General features: G+C 59.2%; 18 protein-coding genes and 1 tRNA gene. 8 read left to right on the top strand and 11 right to left on the bottom strand.

Annotated elements, in window-relative coordinates; all coding sequences use genetic code 11:
* Nucleotides 1-26: 26 nt before the first annotated feature.
* Both NDJ82_RS25000 and NDJ82_RS24995 read right to left on the bottom strand, forming a co-directional pair.
* On the bottom strand, nucleotides 27-1,637 hold the full coding sequence (locus NDJ82_RS25000; protein ID WP_158877904.1) for an ATP-binding protein: 1,611 nt from the start codon (nucleotides 1,635-1,637) through the stop codon (nucleotides 27-29).
* Nucleotides 1,634-2,359 carry a response regulator gene (locus tag NDJ82_RS24995; RefSeq protein WP_158877905.1) on the bottom strand — a complete coding sequence of 242 codons (726 nt, stop codon included), beginning with the start codon at nucleotides 2,357-2,359 and terminating at the stop codon, nucleotides 1,634-1,636. The genes NDJ82_RS25000 and NDJ82_RS24995 overlap by 4 nt, the downstream gene beginning before the upstream one ends.
* A gap of 714 nt (nucleotides 2,360-3,073) precedes the next feature.
* On the opposite strand from NDJ82_RS24995, the gene NDJ82_RS24990 reads away from it, so the two are divergent.
* The gene (locus NDJ82_RS24990; protein WP_099587187.1) at nucleotides 3,074-5,968 is read left to right on the top strand and encodes a ribonucleoside-diphosphate reductase subunit alpha; all 2,895 of its coding nucleotides are present in this window, start codon (nucleotides 3,074-3,076) and stop codon (nucleotides 5,966-5,968) included.
* A 147-nt stretch (nucleotides 5,969-6,115) separates the two neighbouring features.
* Here NDJ82_RS24990 and flgE read toward each other — a convergent pair whose 3' ends face one another.
* The 6 genes from flgE to NDJ82_RS24960 form a co-directional block, all read right to left on the bottom strand.
* Complete coding sequence (gene flgE / locus NDJ82_RS24985; RefSeq protein WP_099587188.1) at nucleotides 6,116-7,420, bottom strand: flagellar hook protein FlgE; 1,305 nt, start codon at nucleotides 7,418-7,420, stop codon at nucleotides 6,116-6,118.
* Nucleotides 7,421-7,451: 31 nt separating this feature from the next.
* A complete protein-coding gene (flgD, locus tag NDJ82_RS24980) occupies nucleotides 7,452-8,171 on the bottom strand; it encodes a flagellar hook assembly protein FlgD (RefSeq protein WP_099587189.1) in 720 nt (239 codons plus the stop codon).
* Between the two features lie 16 nt (nucleotides 8,172-8,187).
* Nucleotides 8,188-8,631, bottom strand: a complete 444-nt coding sequence (gene flgC / locus NDJ82_RS24975; RefSeq protein WP_099587190.1) for a flagellar basal body rod protein FlgC — start codon at nucleotides 8,629-8,631, stop codon at nucleotides 8,188-8,190.
* Between the two features lie 3 nt (nucleotides 8,632-8,634).
* Nucleotides 8,635-9,042, bottom strand: coding sequence for a flagellar basal body rod protein FlgB (gene flgB, locus NDJ82_RS24970; RefSeq protein WP_017529461.1), 408 nt, complete (start codon nucleotides 9,040-9,042; stop codon nucleotides 8,635-8,637).
* 234 nt (nucleotides 9,043-9,276) lie between these two features.
* Nucleotides 9,277-10,104, bottom strand: coding sequence for a protein-glutamate O-methyltransferase CheR (gene cheR, locus NDJ82_RS24965; protein ID WP_032886774.1), 828 nt, complete (start codon nucleotides 10,102-10,104; stop codon nucleotides 9,277-9,279).
* Nucleotides 10,105-10,149: 45 nt separating this feature from the next.
* Nucleotides 10,150-11,082: a chemotaxis protein CheV gene (locus NDJ82_RS24960; protein ID WP_099587191.1), complete on the bottom strand. Its 933-nt coding sequence runs from the start codon at nucleotides 11,080-11,082 to the stop codon at nucleotides 10,150-10,152.
* An 80-nt stretch (nucleotides 11,083-11,162) separates the two neighbouring features.
* Between NDJ82_RS24960 and flgA the strand changes: the two genes are divergently transcribed.
* The 4 genes from flgA (at nucleotide 11,163) to NDJ82_RS24940 (ending at nucleotide 13,750) form a co-directional block, all read left to right on the top strand.
* Complete coding sequence (gene flgA, locus NDJ82_RS24955) at nucleotides 11,163-11,927, top strand: flagellar basal body P-ring formation chaperone FlgA (protein WP_099587192.1); 765 nt, start codon at nucleotides 11,163-11,165, stop codon at nucleotides 11,925-11,927.
* Between the two features lie 140 nt (nucleotides 11,928-12,067).
* Nucleotides 12,068-12,385, top strand: a complete 318-nt coding sequence (gene flgM, locus NDJ82_RS24950; protein ID WP_099587193.1) for a flagellar biosynthesis anti-sigma factor FlgM — start codon at nucleotides 12,068-12,070, stop codon at nucleotides 12,383-12,385.
* A 48-nt stretch (nucleotides 12,386-12,433) separates the two neighbouring features.
* Nucleotides 12,434-12,904 (top strand): flagella synthesis protein FlgN, encoded by a 471-nt coding sequence (locus tag NDJ82_RS24945; RefSeq protein WP_099587194.1) that lies wholly within the window; start codon nucleotides 12,434-12,436, stop codon nucleotides 12,902-12,904.
* A 96-nt stretch (nucleotides 12,905-13,000) separates the two neighbouring features.
* Nucleotides 13,001-13,750 (top strand): flagellar regulator YcgR PilZN domain-containing protein, encoded by a 750-nt coding sequence (locus NDJ82_RS24940; RefSeq protein ID WP_191948361.1) that lies wholly within the window; start codon nucleotides 13,001-13,003, stop codon nucleotides 13,748-13,750.
* Between the two features lie 62 nt (nucleotides 13,751-13,812).
* Here NDJ82_RS24940 and NDJ82_RS24935 read toward each other — a convergent pair whose 3' ends face one another.
* Nucleotides 13,813-15,195, bottom strand: coding sequence for an MFS transporter (locus NDJ82_RS24935; protein WP_250926504.1), 1,383 nt, complete (start codon nucleotides 15,193-15,195; stop codon nucleotides 13,813-13,815).
* 277 nt (nucleotides 15,196-15,472) lie between these two features.
* A tRNA-Arg gene (locus NDJ82_RS24930) sits at nucleotides 15,473-15,549 on the bottom strand.
* 327 nt (nucleotides 15,550-15,876) lie between these two features.
* Here NDJ82_RS24930 and NDJ82_RS24925 point away from each other — a divergent pair.
* The 3 genes from NDJ82_RS24925 (at nucleotide 15,877) to NDJ82_RS24910 (ending at nucleotide 17,011) form a co-directional block, all read left to right on the top strand.
* On the top strand, nucleotides 15,877-16,104 hold the full coding sequence (locus tag NDJ82_RS24925; protein ID WP_099587217.1) for a hypothetical protein: 228 nt from the start codon (nucleotides 15,877-15,879) through the stop codon (nucleotides 16,102-16,104).
* An 11-nt stretch (nucleotides 16,105-16,115) separates the two neighbouring features.
* A complete protein-coding gene (locus NDJ82_RS24920) occupies nucleotides 16,116-16,295 on the top strand; it encodes a PA3371 family protein (protein WP_250926503.1) in 180 nt (59 codons plus the stop codon).
* 389 nt (nucleotides 16,296-16,684) lie between these two features.
* Nucleotides 16,685-17,011, top strand: coding sequence for an Arc family DNA-binding protein (locus NDJ82_RS24910; protein ID WP_003175643.1), 327 nt, complete (start codon nucleotides 16,685-16,687; stop codon nucleotides 17,009-17,011).
* A gap of 164 nt (nucleotides 17,012-17,175) precedes the next feature.
* Here the strand turns inward: NDJ82_RS24910 and mgtE are convergent, their stop codons facing one another.
* A complete protein-coding gene (gene mgtE, locus NDJ82_RS24905; protein WP_099587199.1) occupies nucleotides 17,176-18,618 on the bottom strand; it encodes a magnesium transporter in 1,443 nt (480 codons plus the stop codon).
* Between the last annotated feature and the right edge of the window lie 28 nt (nucleotides 18,619-18,646).

The raw sequence follows: 18,646 nt of genomic DNA, 5'->3' as shown, positions 1-18,646 counted from the left end.
TCGCTATCGGGGGCAAGTCGAGGGTGTCAGGTTTTGTCCTGATCCCTCGGCCAACTCAGGCTGAAGCACGCCCCGCCCAGATTGTTGCTCTTGCTGATCAGCGCCCGCCCGCCGTGCCAATAGATGATCCGCCGCACAATCGACAAGCCCAGACCGTGGCCGCCGGAAGCGCGGGTGCGGCTGTCGTCCAGTCGCAGGAACGGCGTAAAGATACGCTCCCATGCACTTTCCGGCACACCAGGGCCGTCGTCCTCCACATCGATGCGACAGCGCACCTGACCCACCTGATAACTGATCAGCACCTGGCCCTTGGCATGGCGCATTGCGTTGCTCACCAGGTTTTGCAGGGCGCGGTGCAAATAGCGGGGCTCGGCGTCGACCCAGGCGTCGTCCCAATGGGCCGATGACAAGCAGATTCCCCGCGCCACCGCCACCTGCGCACGCAGTGGCGATAATTCGCCAATCACCTGATCCAGCAACGCATTAAGGTCGACCCGCTGAAAAGTCAGCTGCGGCGCGCCCTGTTCGAGCCGTGCGTAGGTGAGCATTTCATCCACCAGGCCATCAAGGTCCTGGATATCGCCGTCCATGCCTTCCAGGTACTTGCGCCGGGCCTCGGGGGTGGCAGCATCGCCGATCATCTCCAGGCCGAAGCGCAGGCGCGCCACCGGTGTGCGCAGTTCGTGGGACACCGCACGCACGAGCTCGCGCTGGATCGCCAGCAATTGCTGCAAGTGCTCGGCCATGCCATTGAAGGCGGCGGCGAGGCGGCCCACCGAGTCCGCGCCCCGGGCGGGCACGCGCACTTCCAGGTTGCCCTTGGCGATGCGTGTCGCCGCGGCTTCCAGGCCACGGAGCCGGCGCTCAAGCTGGCGTACCAATAAATAGACGATGAGGCCGATCAGGGTCAGGCCGATCAAGGCGATAAGGACCAGCCATTGCACCGGATACGGGTTCATTTGATACAGCGGGCCAAGTTCCAGTACCCAGGGCGTGCCAACGATGCCGGAGAACACGCGGATCGAGTCGCCGCCCTTGCCCAGGGCCATCACCGTGTCACCCTCCGACACACGACGGCGCTGGTCGTCGTCCATGTCGGCCTGATCGAGGGTCATCAGGTGCATTTCAAAGCCAAAGCCCTTGGCTTGCTTTATATCCGCCAACCGTTGCGGCTGCTCGGCCACGGGGAAGCGCACCAATTCGTCGGCCAGCAGGTAAATAGTCGCACGGGCCAGCTGTTCGCTGATCTGCTGCACCTCACCCGTCAGCACCCATTGCTCTTTATCGCTGACCAGGCGCAGCACCCGGGCGGCATGGGGCCCAGTCTGCTCGACCAGTACCTGGCCGCGTTGCAGGCGGTTGCGCTGGCTGAGGTCCAACTGCGCGTCGGTGAGGCTGCGCAGCTCCAGGGGGATGCCCAGCAAACGCTCCCACACTGCCAGGGCGCGTTGGCGTTCGATGGCGCTCATGGGCTGCAGGTTGTCGCCCATCAGGGCGAAGGTGCCGTGGGCCAGGCGCTCGCGGTACTGACCACTGCGCACCTCGTTAAGCAGGTGCAGGGCCAGCACGCCCAGCAGCGCCACCAGGATCAGCGCCGCGCACATGCCGCCATAGATGCGCAGGAAGATCGAGTTCACAGCGGCACGTCGGCGCAGGCTTCGGGGACGAACAGGTAGCCTTTGCTGCGAATGGTCTTGATCAGGCGCGGATGGATCGGATCGTCGCCGATTTTCGGGCGGATGCGTGAGATGCGCACATCGATGGAGCGGTCCTGGCCGTCATAGCCGATGCCGCGCAGGGCGATAAAGATTTCTTCGCGGGACAAGATGCGTCCGGCATTCGCCACCAGCAGCCACAGCAGGTCGAATTCGGCGCTGGTCAGTTCGATACTGCCGTCGTGCAGCCAGGCTTCGCGCAGGGCGTTGTCTACTACCAATGGGCCGAATTGCAGGCGCCGCTGGTTTTCCACAGTGGCGGGTTCGGCCGGCTCGCTGCGCCTCAGCAGCGCCTGAATGCGCGCCAGCAACAGGCGCGGGCGCACGGGCTTGCACACGTAGTCATCGGCGCCCATGTCCAGGCCCAGCACTTGGTCCATGTCGTCGGTGCGGGCGGTGAGCATCAGGATCACCCCATCGTAGCGCTCGCGTACCTTGCGGCAGATGCTCAGGCCATCTTCGCCGGGCAACATCAGGTCGAGGATCACCAGGTCGGGTTGCTCGGCGATGATCCGCGCGGCGGCCAGGGCTCCGTCGCCTTCGACCGCCACGCGCAGGCCGTTGCTTTCCAGGTACTCACGGGTCAGTTCAGCCAATCGCTCGTCATCCTCGACGATCAGGATTTGCCAGGCTTCTTGCTCCATGCGCTACCTCGATTCTAATTATTGTCATGTACGGGAAGCACACTACTGCCTCTATTGAAGGTCGATTGTAGCCATGCCCCAACCCTCAAACACAAGCCGGTAAATCCATTCGGTGATCGCGTTTTTTTGTGATAGGGTTCGCGCCCTCAAAAATCCAACCGGCTGTTTTTAACTTGGAATATTCAGTGACAAACGGCCGAATCCAGCAGCACTGCGGCCTACACGGGTGTTCTACGTTTCATACACATTTTACCCACAGCGTTATCCACAGGCAGTGCGTTGCTAAGCCCCCCAAAACGCATTATCTTGTACCTCGGCGCTAAAAAAACCCTACATGTAGGGTTTTGAGCGAAAAGACCCAACACAAATCAGACAAGAAACTCAAGCCCTTTCTTGCTCCTGTTTGGTCGAACCCAAGCATTTTTTGAAAGCCCAAACCGCTCAAGCGGATGGCAGCCGTTTTCAAGCTCCAACAGCGGAAAACGGTACGGGTGTTGCAGTGCTGGAAGCTGGCAACTGTCACCCATCAGGAATACGGCCAAGGGCATTCAAGCCCCGAACCGAAGACTTCGGCATGGAAGCGGCGCGAACAGCCCCCTTCCTCCTGTCCCGAAGTTGTTATGCCAGGCCCAGGCCTGTTGTAAATGCTTCAGGACGGAACGGTGGGCACCTTGATGGTGCCCAAATAAATACAGAATGTGGAGACAACCCCCCATGCAAACCGACACAACTCGCGAGAACCCGCAGGGCTCCGTGCCGCAGGCAGCAGATTCGAATATGGATCTGTCCGCCACTGCACCTGGCCAACTGCGCGTGATCAAGCGTAACGGCACTGTCGTTCCTTACACCGATGACAAAATCACCGTCGCCATCACCAAAGCGTTTCTTGCAGTTGAAGGCGGCACCGCTGCCGCTTCGTCGCGCATCCACGACACCGTTGCCCGCCTGACCGAACAAGTCACCGCGACCTTCAAGCGTCGCATGCCATCGGGCGGCACGATCCACATCGAAGAAATCCAGGACCAGGTCGAACTGGCCCTGATGCGTGCCGGCGAGCAGAAAGTCGCACGCGACTACGTGATCTACCGCGACGCCCGCTCCAAGGAGCGTGCCGTGCGCACCCCGGCCGAAGAAGCCGCCGTGCAAGCGCACCCGTCGATCCGCATCACCCTGGCCGACGGTTCGTTTGCACCGCTGGACCTGGGCCGCCTGAACACCATCATCACCGAGGCCTGCGAAGGCCTGGAAGAAGTCGATGGTGACCTGATCCAGCGCGAAACCCTGAAGAACCTGTACGACGGCGTGGCCCTGACCGACGTCAACACCGCCCTGGTGATGACCGCCCGTACTCTGGTTGAACGTGAGCCGAACTACTCGTTCGTGACCGCGCGCCTGCTGATGGACACCCTGCGTGCCGAAGGCCTGGGCTTCCTGGGCGTGGCCGACAGCGCCACCCACCACGAGATGGCTGACCTATACGCCAAGGCCCTGCCTGCCTACATCGCCAAGGGTATCGAATTCGAATTGCTGAACCCGATCCTGGCCACCTTCGACCTGGAAAAACTCGGCAAGGCGATCAACCACGAGCGTGACCAGCAGTTCACGTACCTGGGCCTGCAAACCCTGTACGACCGTTACTTCATCCACAAGGACGGGATCCGCTTCGAACTGCCGCAAGTGTTCTTCATGCGCGTGGCCATGGGCCTGGCGATCGAAGAGAAGCACAAAGAAGACCGTGCGATCGAGTTCTACAACCTGCTGTCGTCCTTCGACTACATGTCGTCGACGCCGACCCTGTTCAACGCCGGTACCCTGCGTCCACAGCTGTCGAGCTGCTACCTGACCACCGTGCCGGATGACCTGTCGGGCATCTACCACGCAATCCACGACAACGCCATGCTGTCCAAATTCGCTGGCGGCCTGGGCAACGACTGGACTCCGGTACGTGCCTTGGGCTCGTACATCAAGGGCACCAACGGCAAGTCGCAGGGCGTCGTGCCGTTCCTGAAAGTCGTGAACGACACCGCCGTAGCGGTCAACCAGGGCGGCAAGCGCAAAGGCGCTGTGTGTGCGTACCTGGAAACCTGGCACATGGACATCGAAGAGTTCATCGAGCTGCGCAAGAACACCGGTGATGACCGCCGTCGCACCCACGACATGAACACCGCCAACTGGATCCCGGACCTGTTCATGAAGCGTGTCTTCGATGACGGCCCATGGACCCTGTTCTCGCCATCCGAAGTGCCGGACCTGCACGACCTGACCGGCAAGGCTTTCGAAGAGCGTTACGAGTACTACGAAGCCCTGTCCCAGTACCCAGGCAAGATCAAGCTGTTCAAGACCATCCAGGCCAAAGACCTGTGGCGCAAGATGCTGTCCATGCTGTTCGAAACCGGCCACCCTTGGCTGACCTTCAAGGACCCATGCAACCTGCGCAGCCCGCAGCAGCACGTGGGCGTGGTTCACAGCTCGAACCTGTGCACCGAGATCACCTTGAACACCAACAAGGACGAGATCGCCGTTTGCAACCTGGGCTCGATCAACCTGCCGAACCACATCGTCAACGGCAAGCTGGACACCGCCAAGCTGGAACGCACCGTCAACACCGCCGTACGCATGCTCGATAACGTAATCGACATCAACTACTACTCGGTGCCACAGGCGCAGAACTCCAACTTCAAGCACCGTCCGGTCGGCCTGGGCATCATGGGCTTCCAGGATGCGCTGTACCTGCAACACATTCCTTACGGTTCGGATGCAGCAGTCGAGTTCGCCGACAAGTCCATGGAAGCGGTCAGCTACTACGCGATCCAGGCTTCCTGCGACCTGGCCGACGAGCGCGGCGCCTACGAGACGTTCCAGGGTTCGCTGTGGTCCAAAGGCATCCTGCCGCTGGATTCGCAACAGATCCTGATCGAGCAACGTGGCCAGAAGTACATCGATGTTGACCTGGAAGAATCCCTGGACTGGGCGCCGGTACGTGCCCGTGTGCAGAAAGGCATTCGTAACTCCAACATCATGGCCATCGCACCGACCGCGACCATCGCCAACATCACTGGCGTGTCGCAGTCGATCGAACCGACTTACCAGAACCTGTATGTGAAATCGAACCTGTCGGGCGAATTCACCGTGATCAACCCGTACCTGGTTCGCGACCTCAAGGCCCGCGGCCTGTGGGACTCGGTCATGATCAACGACCTGAAGTACTACGACGGTTCCGTGCAGCAGATCGAGCGCATCCCGCAAGAACTCAAAGAGCTCTACGCGACTGCCTTCGAAGTGGACACCAAGTGGATCGTTGACGCCGCCAGCCGTCGTCAGAAGTGGATCGACCAGGCTCAGTCCCTGAACCTGTACATCGCCGGCGCTTCGGGCAAGAAGCTGGACGTGACCTACCGCATGGCTTGGTACCGTGGCCTGAAAACCACTTACTACCTCCGTGCCCTGGCCGCGACCAGCACCGAGAAGTCGACCATCAACACCGGTAAGCTGAACGCTGTGTCCAGCGGCAACCATGGTGATGATTCGGTACTCGCTGCTCCAGCCGGCCCGGCACCTGTGCCAAAGGCCTGCGCGATTGACGAGCCGGATTGCGAAGCTTGCCAATAAGCTGAATCCGCCTTGGGCCTGATTTCCCAAGGCTGAAAAGCCCTCGATATGCCTACGGTGTATCGGGGGCTTTTTTTGCCAGATACATTTCCTCCGTCCATAAAAAAGCCCCTCTTGCGAGGGGCTTTTTTGTGGAGCGTTACCGCATCACGTCATCTGGATGATGGTCTGCATGATGGTGCTCTGGGTGGAGATAGTCTTGGCGTTCGCCTGATAGTTGCTCTGGGCCTTGATCAGGTCCACCAGCTCGTTGGTCAGGTTAACGTTGGAGTTCTCCAGGGAGTTGGCCACGATCGAACCCAGGGTGCCGGCTTGCGGGGTGTCGTAACCCGGCTGGCCCGAGGAGAAGGTCTCTCTCCAGGTAGTGCCGCCTGCCGGTTGCAGGCCCTGTTCGTTGTTGAAGCTGGCCAGGGAGATCTGGCCGATAGCCTTGCTCTGCTGGTTGCTGAACGTGGCGAACAGTACACCGTTGCCGTCGATTTTCAGGCCGGTGATCTGGCCGGTAGCGTAACCGTCAGTGGTCGGCGGGTTGCGGTAGCTGGCCGAGTTGTACTGGGTGATATTGCCCATGTTCACGGCAATAGGACCGGCAGTCGCGTCGTTCGGCGTCCAAGTACCATCGGTCACCGACCCTGGAACCCAGCCAGTGAGTGTCAAGGTCTTGCTGCTCACGCCGCCGGTCACAACGTCCTTGAGCTTACCCGCGCCATCAAAGGTAATGGTCGACGGCACAGGAGCAGTGGTGCCGGTCGTTGTCGGCTTGGAACCATCCAGGTTACGGCCGTCGATCAACGTGTAGGCGTTCCACTCGTTGGCGTCGGTTTTCACCATGTACTGCACCATGGCGTGGGAGTTGCCCTGGGAGTCGTACAAGGTGGTGCTGTACTGAGTGGTAAACGTGGTGGTGTCGGCAGGGTTGAACGGCTTGGTAGTCTGGTTGATCACCGGCTCCGACGAGTTCAGGTTACTGGTGGAGTCCACTTTGGTGGACGCCTTCGGCGGCAGGTAAGACAAGTTCAGTTGCAGGTCGGTCAAGCCGCCTTTGATGATCTTGCCGTCGTCATCCGCCGCGTAGCCTTGCAGGCGCGAGGTGCCGGTGTTGTTGGTGATGTAGCCGTCTTTGTCGGCGCGGAACGCACCGCTACGGGTGTATTCCAGGGAACCGTCGCTGCCCTTCTGCACGAAGAAGCCGCCGCCCTGGATCGCCATGTCCAGCACGCCGCCGCTGCCGTTGACGTCACCCTGGGTGAACTGCTGGGACACCGCCGCCAGGTTCACGCCGTTGCCGATGCTGTTCTGCCCGGTGCCCAGTTTGGACGCGGCGTAGATGTCGGCGAATTCCGCACGGGACGACTTGAAGCCAGTGGTCGCGACGTTGGCGATGTTGTTGCCGGTCACGTCCAATTGTTTGTTGGCCGCATAGAGGCCGCTAAGGCCGATATTAAAAGACATGTTTCTCTCCCTCTGCCGTAGTTAGCCGGCTCTATGTACCGATAGTCTGAATTTGCGACAGTTTGACGCTGCCCATGCCGCCTGCAAGGTTCAGCAGCATTTCGCCGCCGGTCTTGCTCAATGTAACGCTGGTCACTGTTGCAGGCAGCGAAGTGGCCAGGGCCACTGAATCGCCCTTGTCGTTCTTGGTCGTGGCCGCGAAGGTGTAGGTGCCCGCTGGAGCCACCTCACCCGCGTCGTTCTTGCCATCCCAGATAAAGTCCGAGGTGCCGGCGCTCTGGGCGCCCATGTCGATGGTGCGCACCACGTTGCCGTCTTTGTCGGTGATCTTGATGGCGACGTTGCCGGTGGCAGCAGTCACCGCCACCGAACCGTTCATGCTCTTGCTCGTATCCACCAGGGCCTTGTCGGTCTGGGTGATGATCGAACGCCCTACCAGCGACGAAGCTTGCAGCGCCTGCGAAGAGCTGAAGTTGCTGGAGATTGCATTCACCGAGTCGTTCAGGGTGTTGATGCCTTCCAGGCTGCTGAACTGAGCCAACTGGGCCACGAATGCACCGTTGTCCTGAGGCGACAGCGGGTCCTGGTTTTTCAGTTGGGTGACCAGCAGCTGCAAGAATGCGTCCTTGCCCAACGACTGATTGCCGGTGGCCGCAGAAGCCGTGCTTGCGACATTGTTTGTTGCAGTGCTGACCTTGGAATTGAAAAGGTCCTGGACTGCTGAATTAGTAGTCGTATCAACGATGGCCATTATTTGGCGCCCCTTATCACTGACCCAGGGTCAGGACCTTCTGCATCATGGTTTTGGCGGTGTTCATCATTTCCGCGTTGGTCTGGAACGAGCGGCTGGCGGAAATCATGTCGGCCATTTCCTCGACCACGTTGACGTTCGGGTAGTACACGTAGCCTTTTTCGTTCGCCGCCGGGTGGTTAGGCTCGTAGCGGGCTTCGAGGTTGCTCTGGTCTTCGACCACGCCAAGCACCTGCACGCCTTTGCCGGCTGCGCCCTGCTCCTGAAACAGCGAGTCGCTGCCGCCGTTCTGACCGGCCTGGAACATGGTGGCAAACACCGGGTGACGGGCACGGTACGTCTGGTCAATGCTCGAAGACACAGTCTCGGCGTTGGCGATGTTACTGGCGACGGTGTTGAGCCGCGTGGTCTGGGCGCTCATGCCGCTACCGGCAATATTGAAAACACTGGACAGGGACATGGCTTACTCTCCACGCAGGGCTGACATCAGCCCTTTGAATTTGCTGTTGAGCAGGGTAAAGCTGGCCTGGAAGTTCACCGAGTTCTCGGCATACGCCGATTGCTCCAGCTGGGCGTCGACGGTGTTCTGGTCGATCGACGGCTGCATCGGCGTGCGATACAGCAACGACTCGTCACCACTGCTCAGGCCTTGCGCTTCGATATGACGGTTGTTGGTCATGTTCAAGGCGAAGGTGCCGTTCTTGGTCTTGTCCTGCTGTGCGGCGAGCACGGCGGAGAAGTCCAGATCCCGAGCCTTGTAGTTCGGGGTGTCGGCGTTGGCAATGTTATTGGCCAGGACTTCAGCACGCTGGGCGCGGAAGCCCAGGGCTTGTTCGTGGATACCGAGCGCTTTATCGAAGCTGATGCTCATGGCGGAAACCTTTAGGCTGACCTGCTGTTCGTTAACTGGGTTATAGCAAGGCGCATGCCAGTTTCTGAAAAGCCCATGAATCAAGGGGTTGCGAGGAGGTTGCCGGCGGCAATGCCAGAAAAGCGGCAACGGGTTTCCGCGTGGCGCCAGTAAAGCGGCAATGGGGAGTTGCCGCTTTCATCAACTTTGCCGCAGAAACAAATGTGGGAGGGGGTTTGCCCCCCTCCCACATTATTATTTGGCCTGGTAGATGATCCCCGGGCTGCACTGCACCATCTGGAAGTGATCCGGCAGGCCGTTCAGCGCCTCGGAAGCACCGAGGAACAAGTAACCGCCACGCTTGAGGGTGCCGTGGATGCGCAACAGGATGTCTTTCTTCACTTCTGCCGAGAAGTAGATCAGTACGTTGCGGCAGAACACCATGTCGAACTTGCCCAGGCTGGCGTAGCTGTCGAGCAGGTTGAACGAACGGAACTCCACGCGGCTCTTGATCGGCGCCTTGATCGCCCAACGTCCTGCCCCTTTGGGGTCGAAGTAACGTTGCAGGCGCTCCTGGGACAAACCACGGCCCAGGGCCAGGCTGTCGTACTCGCCGGTCTTGCAGTTGGTGAGCATGGTGCCGGACAGGTCAGTGGCAACAATCTGCGCCCCGGCCTTCAACTGGCCCATGTTGGTCCGCTCGAACTCATCGATGGACATCGAGATCGAATACGGCTCCTGCCCCGAAGAGCAGGCCGCCGACCAGATGCGCAAGCGCTGGCCCGGGCTGGCCTTGATGGCCTCCGGCAGCACTTTGCTCTTGAGCACTTCAAAGGGATAGGTATCACGAAACCACAAGGTTTCGTTGGTGGTCATGGCATCGACCACCATCTCTTTGAGGCCACTGCGCGGCTGCCCCTGGATCCGTTGAACCAACTCGCCCAGGGACTTGATGCCCTGCTGCTCCATCAGTTTATTAAGACGGCTGGATACCAGGTATTGCTTGTTTTCACCGAGCAATATGCCACAGGCTTTTTCCAGGAAGACCCGGAACTGTTCAAAATCCAAATTACCCGTAGACACTGATACCGCCTCTAAAATCGTGTGATCGCCAGGGGAATAAAGCCCTTAGCTGTGATCTGCTGCCTTGATCCGGGCGACTACCCGGGATGCCAGGTCATCAGGACGGAATTTGGCCAGGAAGTCATCGGCACCGACCTTCTTGACCATCGCCTGGTTGAATACGCCCGACAACGAAGTATGCAGGATGATATGCAATTTTTGCATGCGTGGATCGCTGCGTATCTCAGCCGTGAGGGTGTAGCCATCCATTTCCGGCATCTCGATGTCGGAGATCATCATCAAGAATTCTTCTTCCGGTTTCTTGCCTTCATCTACCAGCTTGCGCAGGTAATCCAGCGCCTGGCGGCCATCATTGAGCGCCACCACTTCCACGCCGACGGTTTGCAGGCAACGGGTCACCTGCTTGCGCGCCACCGAGGAGTCATCCACCGTCAGCACACGCAGCGAGACTGCCTTGTGCGCCGTTTCGGCATCCACCACACCCACGGAAATCGATTCCGAGGTCGGCGCCACTTCAGCGAGGATCTTCTCCACGTCGATGATTTCCACCAATTGGTTATCGACCCGCGTCACTGCCGTGAGGTAGTGGTCGCGGCCGGTGCCCTTGGGCGGCGGATGAATCTCTTCCCAGTTCATGTTGACGATGCGCTCCACCGAGCGCACCAGGAAACCCTGGGTCTTGGTGTTGTACTCGGTGATGATCACGAACGGGTTTTCGCGGTCCTGCAGGCCAGCCGAACCGGTGGCCAGGGCCAGGTCAAGAATCGGGATGGTCGCGCCACGGATGTTGGCCACGCCACACACCACGGGGCTGGACTTGGGCATGATCGTCAGCTTGGGACATTGCAGCACTTCCCGCACCTTGAACACGTTGATGCCATACAGCTGCTTGCCATCCAGGCGAAAAAGCAACAACTCCAGGCGATTCTGCCCTACCAGCTGTGTGCGCTGGTTTACTGAATCCATTACTCCTGCCATGCCCAGACTCCTACGCTAAAACCTTGAAGGTGCGACGCGCACCCAACACTAAACGGCACGAGCTTTGCTATTTATTGGCCATGGATATTAAAACGACAGTTTCCCGACGCCTTCGATTCCCACAGTACCGCAGATTGCTCTGCGCCTTGGTGGCGCTGCTTGCGTTGAGCCTGAACACCACGGCCCGCGCAGATAACGTCACCTTGCCTGATCTACTTATCGGCGTCACTCAGGGCTTTCTTGAGTTCACTGTAGAAGATTATCTGGCAACCACCCAGACACCGGGGCGTTATGAAATCCAGGTCAACCAGTTGGACCCACGGCTGCGCATGCCCATGTGCGACAAGGAATTGACAGCCACCCTGGAAAGCCCCGCACAGCCCATCGGTCGCGTAACGGTGCGGGTACGCTGCGACGGCGCCTCGCCCTGGACGGTGTTTGTGCCGGCTCAGGTCAAGCTGTTCCGCGATGTAGTGGTAGTGGCCCGGCCACTCAAACGCACCGGCATCATCGGTTTTGAGGACGTTGTACTGCGCGAACGCGACATCAGCCTGATCAGCCAGGGCTACTTGACGTCTGTGGACCAGGCCGTCGGGCAAAAATTAACCCGACCAGTGGTCACCGACCAGGTCATCACGCTGGTGCATCTGGAGCAGGCCGAGGTAATTCGCAAGGGCGACCAGGTGGTGATTTCCGCCAGCAGCGGTACGCTGAACGTGAAAATGCCCGGTGAAGCGCTGTCCAACGGCGGCATGAGTGAACAGATTCGCGTCAAGAACCTCAACTCCAACCGCGTGATCAAGGCGCGGGTAACAGCCCCAGGGCAAGTCGAGGTCGCTCTATAGATGACTGGTACAGGACGCCGGGTTTTCCTACACTGTGCAGGAGGTAGCCCATACGCAGATTTATTGTCATTTGCGTCTAAAGTTTATCCGGGTATGGCCGAAAACATGGCAAGCGTCCAAATACCCAGAGGTTTTTTATCATGGTCATCGATTTCAGCCGTTTAAATAACACCCCGGCAACGTCAGGCACTACGCGTACCACCGGCACCAAGGAAAGCGTAGAAGCCAAGGCCCCGCCACTGCCCGCCAAGGCAGAACAGGCCAGCCAGAGCGGGGAATCCGTACACCTGAGCAATGAGGCTCAACAGTTGCAGAAGGTCACTGACTCGCTGCGCGATCAACCGGTGGTCAATAAAGCCCGTGTGGCCGAATTGAAACAGGCAATCGCCGATGGCAGCTATAAAGTCGACAGCAACCGTGTAGCCAGCAAGCTGCTTAATTTCGAAGCCGAGCGCTAGGCAAAGGCCTGCGCAGGGCTTTTGGACGCTTAAAACCCAAGGCCAGCCATGCATCACGACGAACATTTGCTGCAACTGATCATTGATGATCTAGCGCCGACGCAACAATTGCTGGAGCTGCTAAAAGAAGAATCACTGGCCCTTTACGGCCGGGATATGCCGCTGCTGGAAGAAATTCTGGCGCGCAAGCAGTCGTTGATTGTCCTGCTGGAACAGCATGGCAAAAAACGCAGCCAGATCCTGATCAGCCTTGGCTTGCCGGCAGACCACGATGGCCTGGCGCAGTTGGCCAGCCACTCTTCGGTCGGCGATCAGTTACTGAGCCAGAGCAAAGAACTCAATCAAGTGCTCGCCCAGTGCCAGGAAGCCAACCTGCTTAACGGTCAATCGATCCAGCTTCAGCAAGCCACGACCGCCAACCAGTTGCGTATACTCCACGGCGGCGAGCCGCCGGCGCTGTATAACGCCCAAGGTTCCACCTCGCGCCTGGTCAAGCCAAGCACCCGCAGCCAAGCCTGACGCCGGTTTACCGTGCGCCCTATCCAAGGCGCGCCACATGCTGGCAAAATGCCGGTTCTTGCGTGTAGTCGTATTTTGTCTGGAGATGGAAGAACCGTGTTCAACGCCCTTAATGCGGAAGATGCCCCGCAGCCACCGAAGGTCCTCACCACGCCTCTGGAAATCGCCGGCACCTTGCGGATGCTGCAAGACAGCCATGACCCGCTGATCATCACCTTCCACGAGCGCAGCCAGCGCTTCCAGAGCTATCTGGTGGACGTCAACCGCGACAGCAACACGCTGGCGCTGGACGAAATGATCCCCCGTGATGGCGAACGCTACCTCGAAAACGGTGAACCCTTCCGTATCGAAGGCTTCCACGACGGCGTGCGCGTCGCCTGGGAAAGCAGCGGCACCCTGACCATCAGCGAAAAAGATGGCCACCGCATCTACACCGGCAGCCTGCCGGACGAGGTGGTCTACCATCAGCGCCGCAACGCCTTCCGCGCCGCGCTGAAGCTCGCGCAATTGGTGAACATCGAACTCGGCGGCGAAAAACTCAAGGCGCCGGTCAACGGCAAATTGCTGGATATCTCCGCCACCGGCTGCAAACTGCGCTTTGAAGGCGACATCTCCGAGCGGTTGCAACTGGGCCAGGTCTACGACCGCTTTATCGCCGCCCTGCCGTTTGGCAGCATGACGACCTCGGTCGAACTGCGGTATCTGCACTTCGAAGACAAGATCAACACCACCTTCGCCGGTGTGCGCTTCCACAACATGAGCGGCCTGGTGCAGCGTCAGGTCGAGCGCTTTGTGTACCAGTTACAGCGTGAAGCGCGACGCTTCGACAAGGACGACGATTTTTAATCCTTGAAGATCGCGGCAAAAAAAAACGGGCAGATCCTTTGCGGATCTGCCCGTTTTTGCTTTCAGGGGCGCGCCCTGCTCAAGTCGTGAGGATGCTCCTCTGGCCCCAGGGGTTCCGGGGGCCCAACAAAGGCGGGCTCGTCCACCGGCGGCGGCGGATCAACTTGCGGCTCGGGGTCGGGGACAGTCTGCATCTGCTCCTGTACCACTTGCTCATCGACGCGCGGGTCAAGCGCGGCCACCAGCGGCGAACTCGACATGCTGTCGGGCATCGCCACGTGATGCAGCGGTGCGTCTTCCACCTGATGCAGGTTGGTCACCGCCTTCGGCCGGATGCGCCATACCAGGATCAACGCGCACAGGCTGAAGAAGGCATACAGCATGTGACTGCCGAACATCTTCATGATCACACCAGCCAGCAACGGCCCGATACTCGCGCCGACGCCGTAAGTCACCAGCAGCATGGCGGTCAGCGACACCCGACGATCGCCTTCCACATGGTCATTGGAAAACGCCACCGCCAGCGGGTACAGGCAGAACTGCACCAGGGAACACAGGAATCCCGCGACGAACAGCACTTCCAGCGGCACCTGGGTCATGATCGCCAGCGGTAATGCCGCTACCGCCAGGCACAGGGCAAAGCAACGGATCAGCAGCGCACGGTCATAGCGATCCGACAACCAGCCCAACGGCCACTGCACCAACAGCCCGGCAAAAATGCAGCTACCCATGAACAGACCGACTTGCTCCGTCGTCAGCCCCTGCTGAGATGCATAAAGCGGCGCCAGGCCGTAGAACGAACCAACAATCAGCCCCGCGCCCAACACCGTACTCAGCGACTGCGGCACGCGCTTTATGAAGAAGCGCGGCTCCATAGGCGCCGGATGCAGGGGGGCCGGGTGAATGCGCCGAGTCATGGCCACCGGCACCAGGCACAGGGCAAAGCACAGCGCCACCAACATCAGCAGTTCAAGGCCGAGCTGGGGATGCATGACCAGGATCAGTTGACCCAGCACCAGCCCAAGGTAGGACGCGATCATATAGCCACTGAACACCACGCCCCGCTGCTTGGCATCCGCCTGCTCATTGAGCCAGCTCTCGATGACCATGTACTGGCACATCATGCCCAGGCCGACGATCATCCGCAGCACGATCCACGCCGGCAACCAATCGACCAGGCCGTGCCCCAATACCGCGGCGCCGACGATCCCGGCGCAAGTGGCATAGGCACGGATGTGCCCGACACGGGCAATCAGGCGGTGCCCGATCTTGCCGCCCAGCACCAGGCCGAAGTAGTTGGCCGCCATCAGCGCACCGACCCACAGGCTGTCGACATGGTCGGCCGCCAGGCGTAAAGCCAGGTAAGTGCTGAGCAGGCCGGAGCCGATCAGCATCATCAAGGAGGCGAAATAAAGGGCTCGAAAAGATTTCCAGATCTGGCGCATCGGCGTTCCGAGCGGCTCCTTGCAGTGAGAGACAGGGCTATCGGCATGATAGTCCTGGGTGGCCGGTTCCGGACAGGCGGTACGAACTGTTTCCGGGGATTATTTTGCTTGAACAGCTCAGACGACGCGGGGTGGCGTGAGAGGTACACCGTGGCGAAAAATACCCGGCAACACCTGCTGTGAACATTGATCGGCGGCAAGGTTCGATTGATGTTTGAAAAGACCGCACAGGCACAAAAAAGCCCCGCACAGAATAAGCTGTGCGGGGCTCTGAATCTGGTGTCCCAGGGCCGGTTCGAACGGCCAACCTTCCCCTTAGGAGGGGGATGCTCTATCCAATTGAGCTACTGGGACTTATGACAGCCGTCGGGCCAGTGGCGTTGTGACGGACGGCGTGCATGTTAACGGCCGAGGTCGGTTTTGTCATGTCGTCCGTGGGCTTTTTGAGTGTAGGACGAGATGCGGCCGGATAGTTGCCGTTTCGCCCCATAAATACGGGCACTTCGCCCAATCGTGCAAAATGCACTCCCCCAAAATGCCGGCATTGCAAATTGCAACCTCCCGACGCTTAAATCAAGTCTCAAGTCATTGATTATATTGACTTAATAGATTGGCACGAGACCTGCAATACTTCTCCTGCAACACCCCTTTCAACTACGGCGTTAAGCGGAGAACATGACCATGAACAGTGCCCTTCTGTTAGTCCTTAACGCCGTTGCCCTGACGGCACTGGTGACATTTCACTTTCAGTCGACTGGCAGCAACGACCCGGCTCAGATCAGCCAAGCGGTACCACATCACCTGCAACAACGCCCGCAACTGGCAGTCATGACGCCGAATGCACAACCGCCGGTACGCTTGGCCCAAGCTACCCAGGCCGCCCCAGCCGCTGAACACTGGGTTTTCTGAGGAAACCGCTCATGACCAAATTTGCCTGGCTGTTTGTGTGCATGACCACCGTGACTGGAATCTTTGGTTTGGTGGCCGACTCCCAAGACGTTCAACTCACCTCACTGATCGCCAGCGGTGTGTGCGCAAGCCTTCTGCTGCTAAGCCTGGTTATGGGTCGCCGCATCAAATTCGACCCGGTTTTGCGCTGATCCCCTTCCCCTTCGCCCTACCTTATGTCGCCTCGCCCTAGTAAATCGGCAAATTGCCACTAGTCTTAACACAAGGGCAAAAGGCCACTTTGCTATACCATGCGCGACCTCAAAACCCCGTTGCGGCCCGGCCTGCGGGATGATCGAGTATCTGTCGTCCTCGCAGAAAAGATTTCCAACCAGTCCGCAAAAATACAAATGAGTGCTGGCATAAAGCCTTTAGGCAGTTCAATATTTGTCACAGAATTGACGCCAAGGAACTGGCAAATCTGAGGCATGATGCGGCCTCTTTGCAATTCGGGTTGAACTTTGGTCGTGAGTCTTGTCTTAACTCTCATCGCTTGCGGCCAATTCCAAAAACCGCTCCCCTGAACTAACCGGTTAAATATATGCGCCCATTGAAACAGGCAATTTATTCCAGCCGTACGGCTGACAAGTTCGTCGTACGTCTGCCAGACGGAATGCGGGAACGCATTGCCGAGGTGGCTCGCAATCATCACCGCAGCATGAACTCCGAAATCATCGCGCGCCTGGAACAGAGCCTTATTCAGGAAGGTGCGCTGGGTGACGAGCTAAGCATGCGCCTGGACAGCCCTGAGCTGTCGCTGCACGAACGCGAACTGCTGCAGCGTTTTCGTCAGCTCTCCCACCGCCAGCAAAATGCCCTCGTCTCGCTTATCGCGCACGACGTCGAGGCGGCCGCAGAAGCCAATTGATCTGCAACTGAAAGCCGAAGCCAGCCATGTGCTGGCTTTTTTTTGCCTGGGATTTAGACAGGCTTCGACAGCGATAGGACGCAGCTGTCGAGCCTTTTGGAGGCGGCGTAGCGGACGCATTGACACCCCGCGACCAGCGGGGAAGCCAACGCAGGGGAGACAGGTCAGAGCAGGAAAATCGTCGCCAAGCCCAGGAAGATGAAGAAGCCACCACTGTCAGTCATGGCCGTGATCATCACGCTGGCGCCCATGGCCGGGTCACGACCGAGGCGCGCCAGGGTCATGGGGATCAGCACCCCCATCAGCGCGGCCAGCAGCAGGTTGAGCGTCATGGCGGCGGTCATCACCACCCCGAGCGACCAGCTGCCATACAGCAAGTAGGCCACCACACCAATCACGCCGCCCCACACCAGGCCGTTGATCAGGCCCACAGCCAGTTCCTTGCGCAGCAGCCGAGAAGAGTTGGCAGTACTCACCTGATCCAGCGCCATGGCGCGCACGATCATGGTGATGGTCTGGTTGCCGGAGTTACCGCCAATACCCGCCACAATCGGCATCAGCGCCGCCAGCGCCACCAGTTTTTCGATGGAGCCTTCAAATAGCCCGATCACACGGGAAGCGATGAACGCCGTAATCAGGTTAACGGCCAGCCACGCCCAGCGGTTATGCAGCGAACGCCAGACCGACGCAAAAATATCTTCCTCTTCACGCAGACCCGCCATGTTGAGGACTTCGGTTTCACTCTCTTCACGAATCAGGTCGACGATTTCGTCAATGGTCAGACGGCCAATCAGCTTGCCGTTCTTGTCGACCACGGGCGCCGAGATCAAGTCGTAACGCTCGAAGGCCTGAGCCGCGTCGTAGGCGTCTTCATCCGGGTGAAAACTCACGGTATCGCTGGCCATCAGGTCAGCAACCCTTTTTTCCGGATCGTTGACCAGCAGCCGCTTGATCGGCAGCACACCCTTGAGAATGCCTTCGTAATCGACCACGAACAGTTTGTCTGTGTGGCTAGGCAGCTCTTTCAGGCGGCGCAGGTAACGCAGAACCACTTCCAGGCTGACGTCTTCGCGAATGGTGACCATCTCGAAGTCCATCAGGGCGCCGACCTGATCCTCGTCATAGGACAACGCGGAGCGCACGCGCTCACGCTGCTGGCCATCAAGAGCCTCCATCAGCTCATGGACAACATCACGGGGCAGCTCAGGCGCGAGGTCAGCCAGCTCGTCGGCATCCATCTCCTTGGCCGCAGCCAGGAGCTCGTGATCGTCCATGTCGGCGATCAGGGTTTCACGAACCGAATCGGACACTTCGAGCAGGATGTCGCCGTCGCGGTCAGCCTTGACCAACTGCCAGAGGGTCAGTCGATCATCGAGCGGCAACGCTTCGAGAATGTAGGCAACGTCGGCGGAGTGCAGGTCATCGAGTTTGCGTTGCAACTCGACGAGGTTTTGCCGGTGGACCAGGTTTTCAACGCGGTCGTGGTTCGGACCTTCCTGGCGATGGGTAAGGTCTTCGACCACGCGCTGGCGCTGCAGCAGCTCGATGACTTGAGCCAGGCGATCCTGCAGGCTGTCCTGTGTTTTCTTTACTTCTACTTCGGTCATAGGCGAACTCCACTCCCAGCAGCGGGGC

This window comes from Pseudomonas sp. SR18 (genome assembly GCF_023701505.1).
Classification (GTDB): Bacteria; Pseudomonadota; Gammaproteobacteria; order Pseudomonadales; family Pseudomonadaceae; genus Aquipseudomonas; species Aquipseudomonas cyclaminis.
This window is presented reverse-complemented; position numbering and strand designations above follow the sequence as displayed.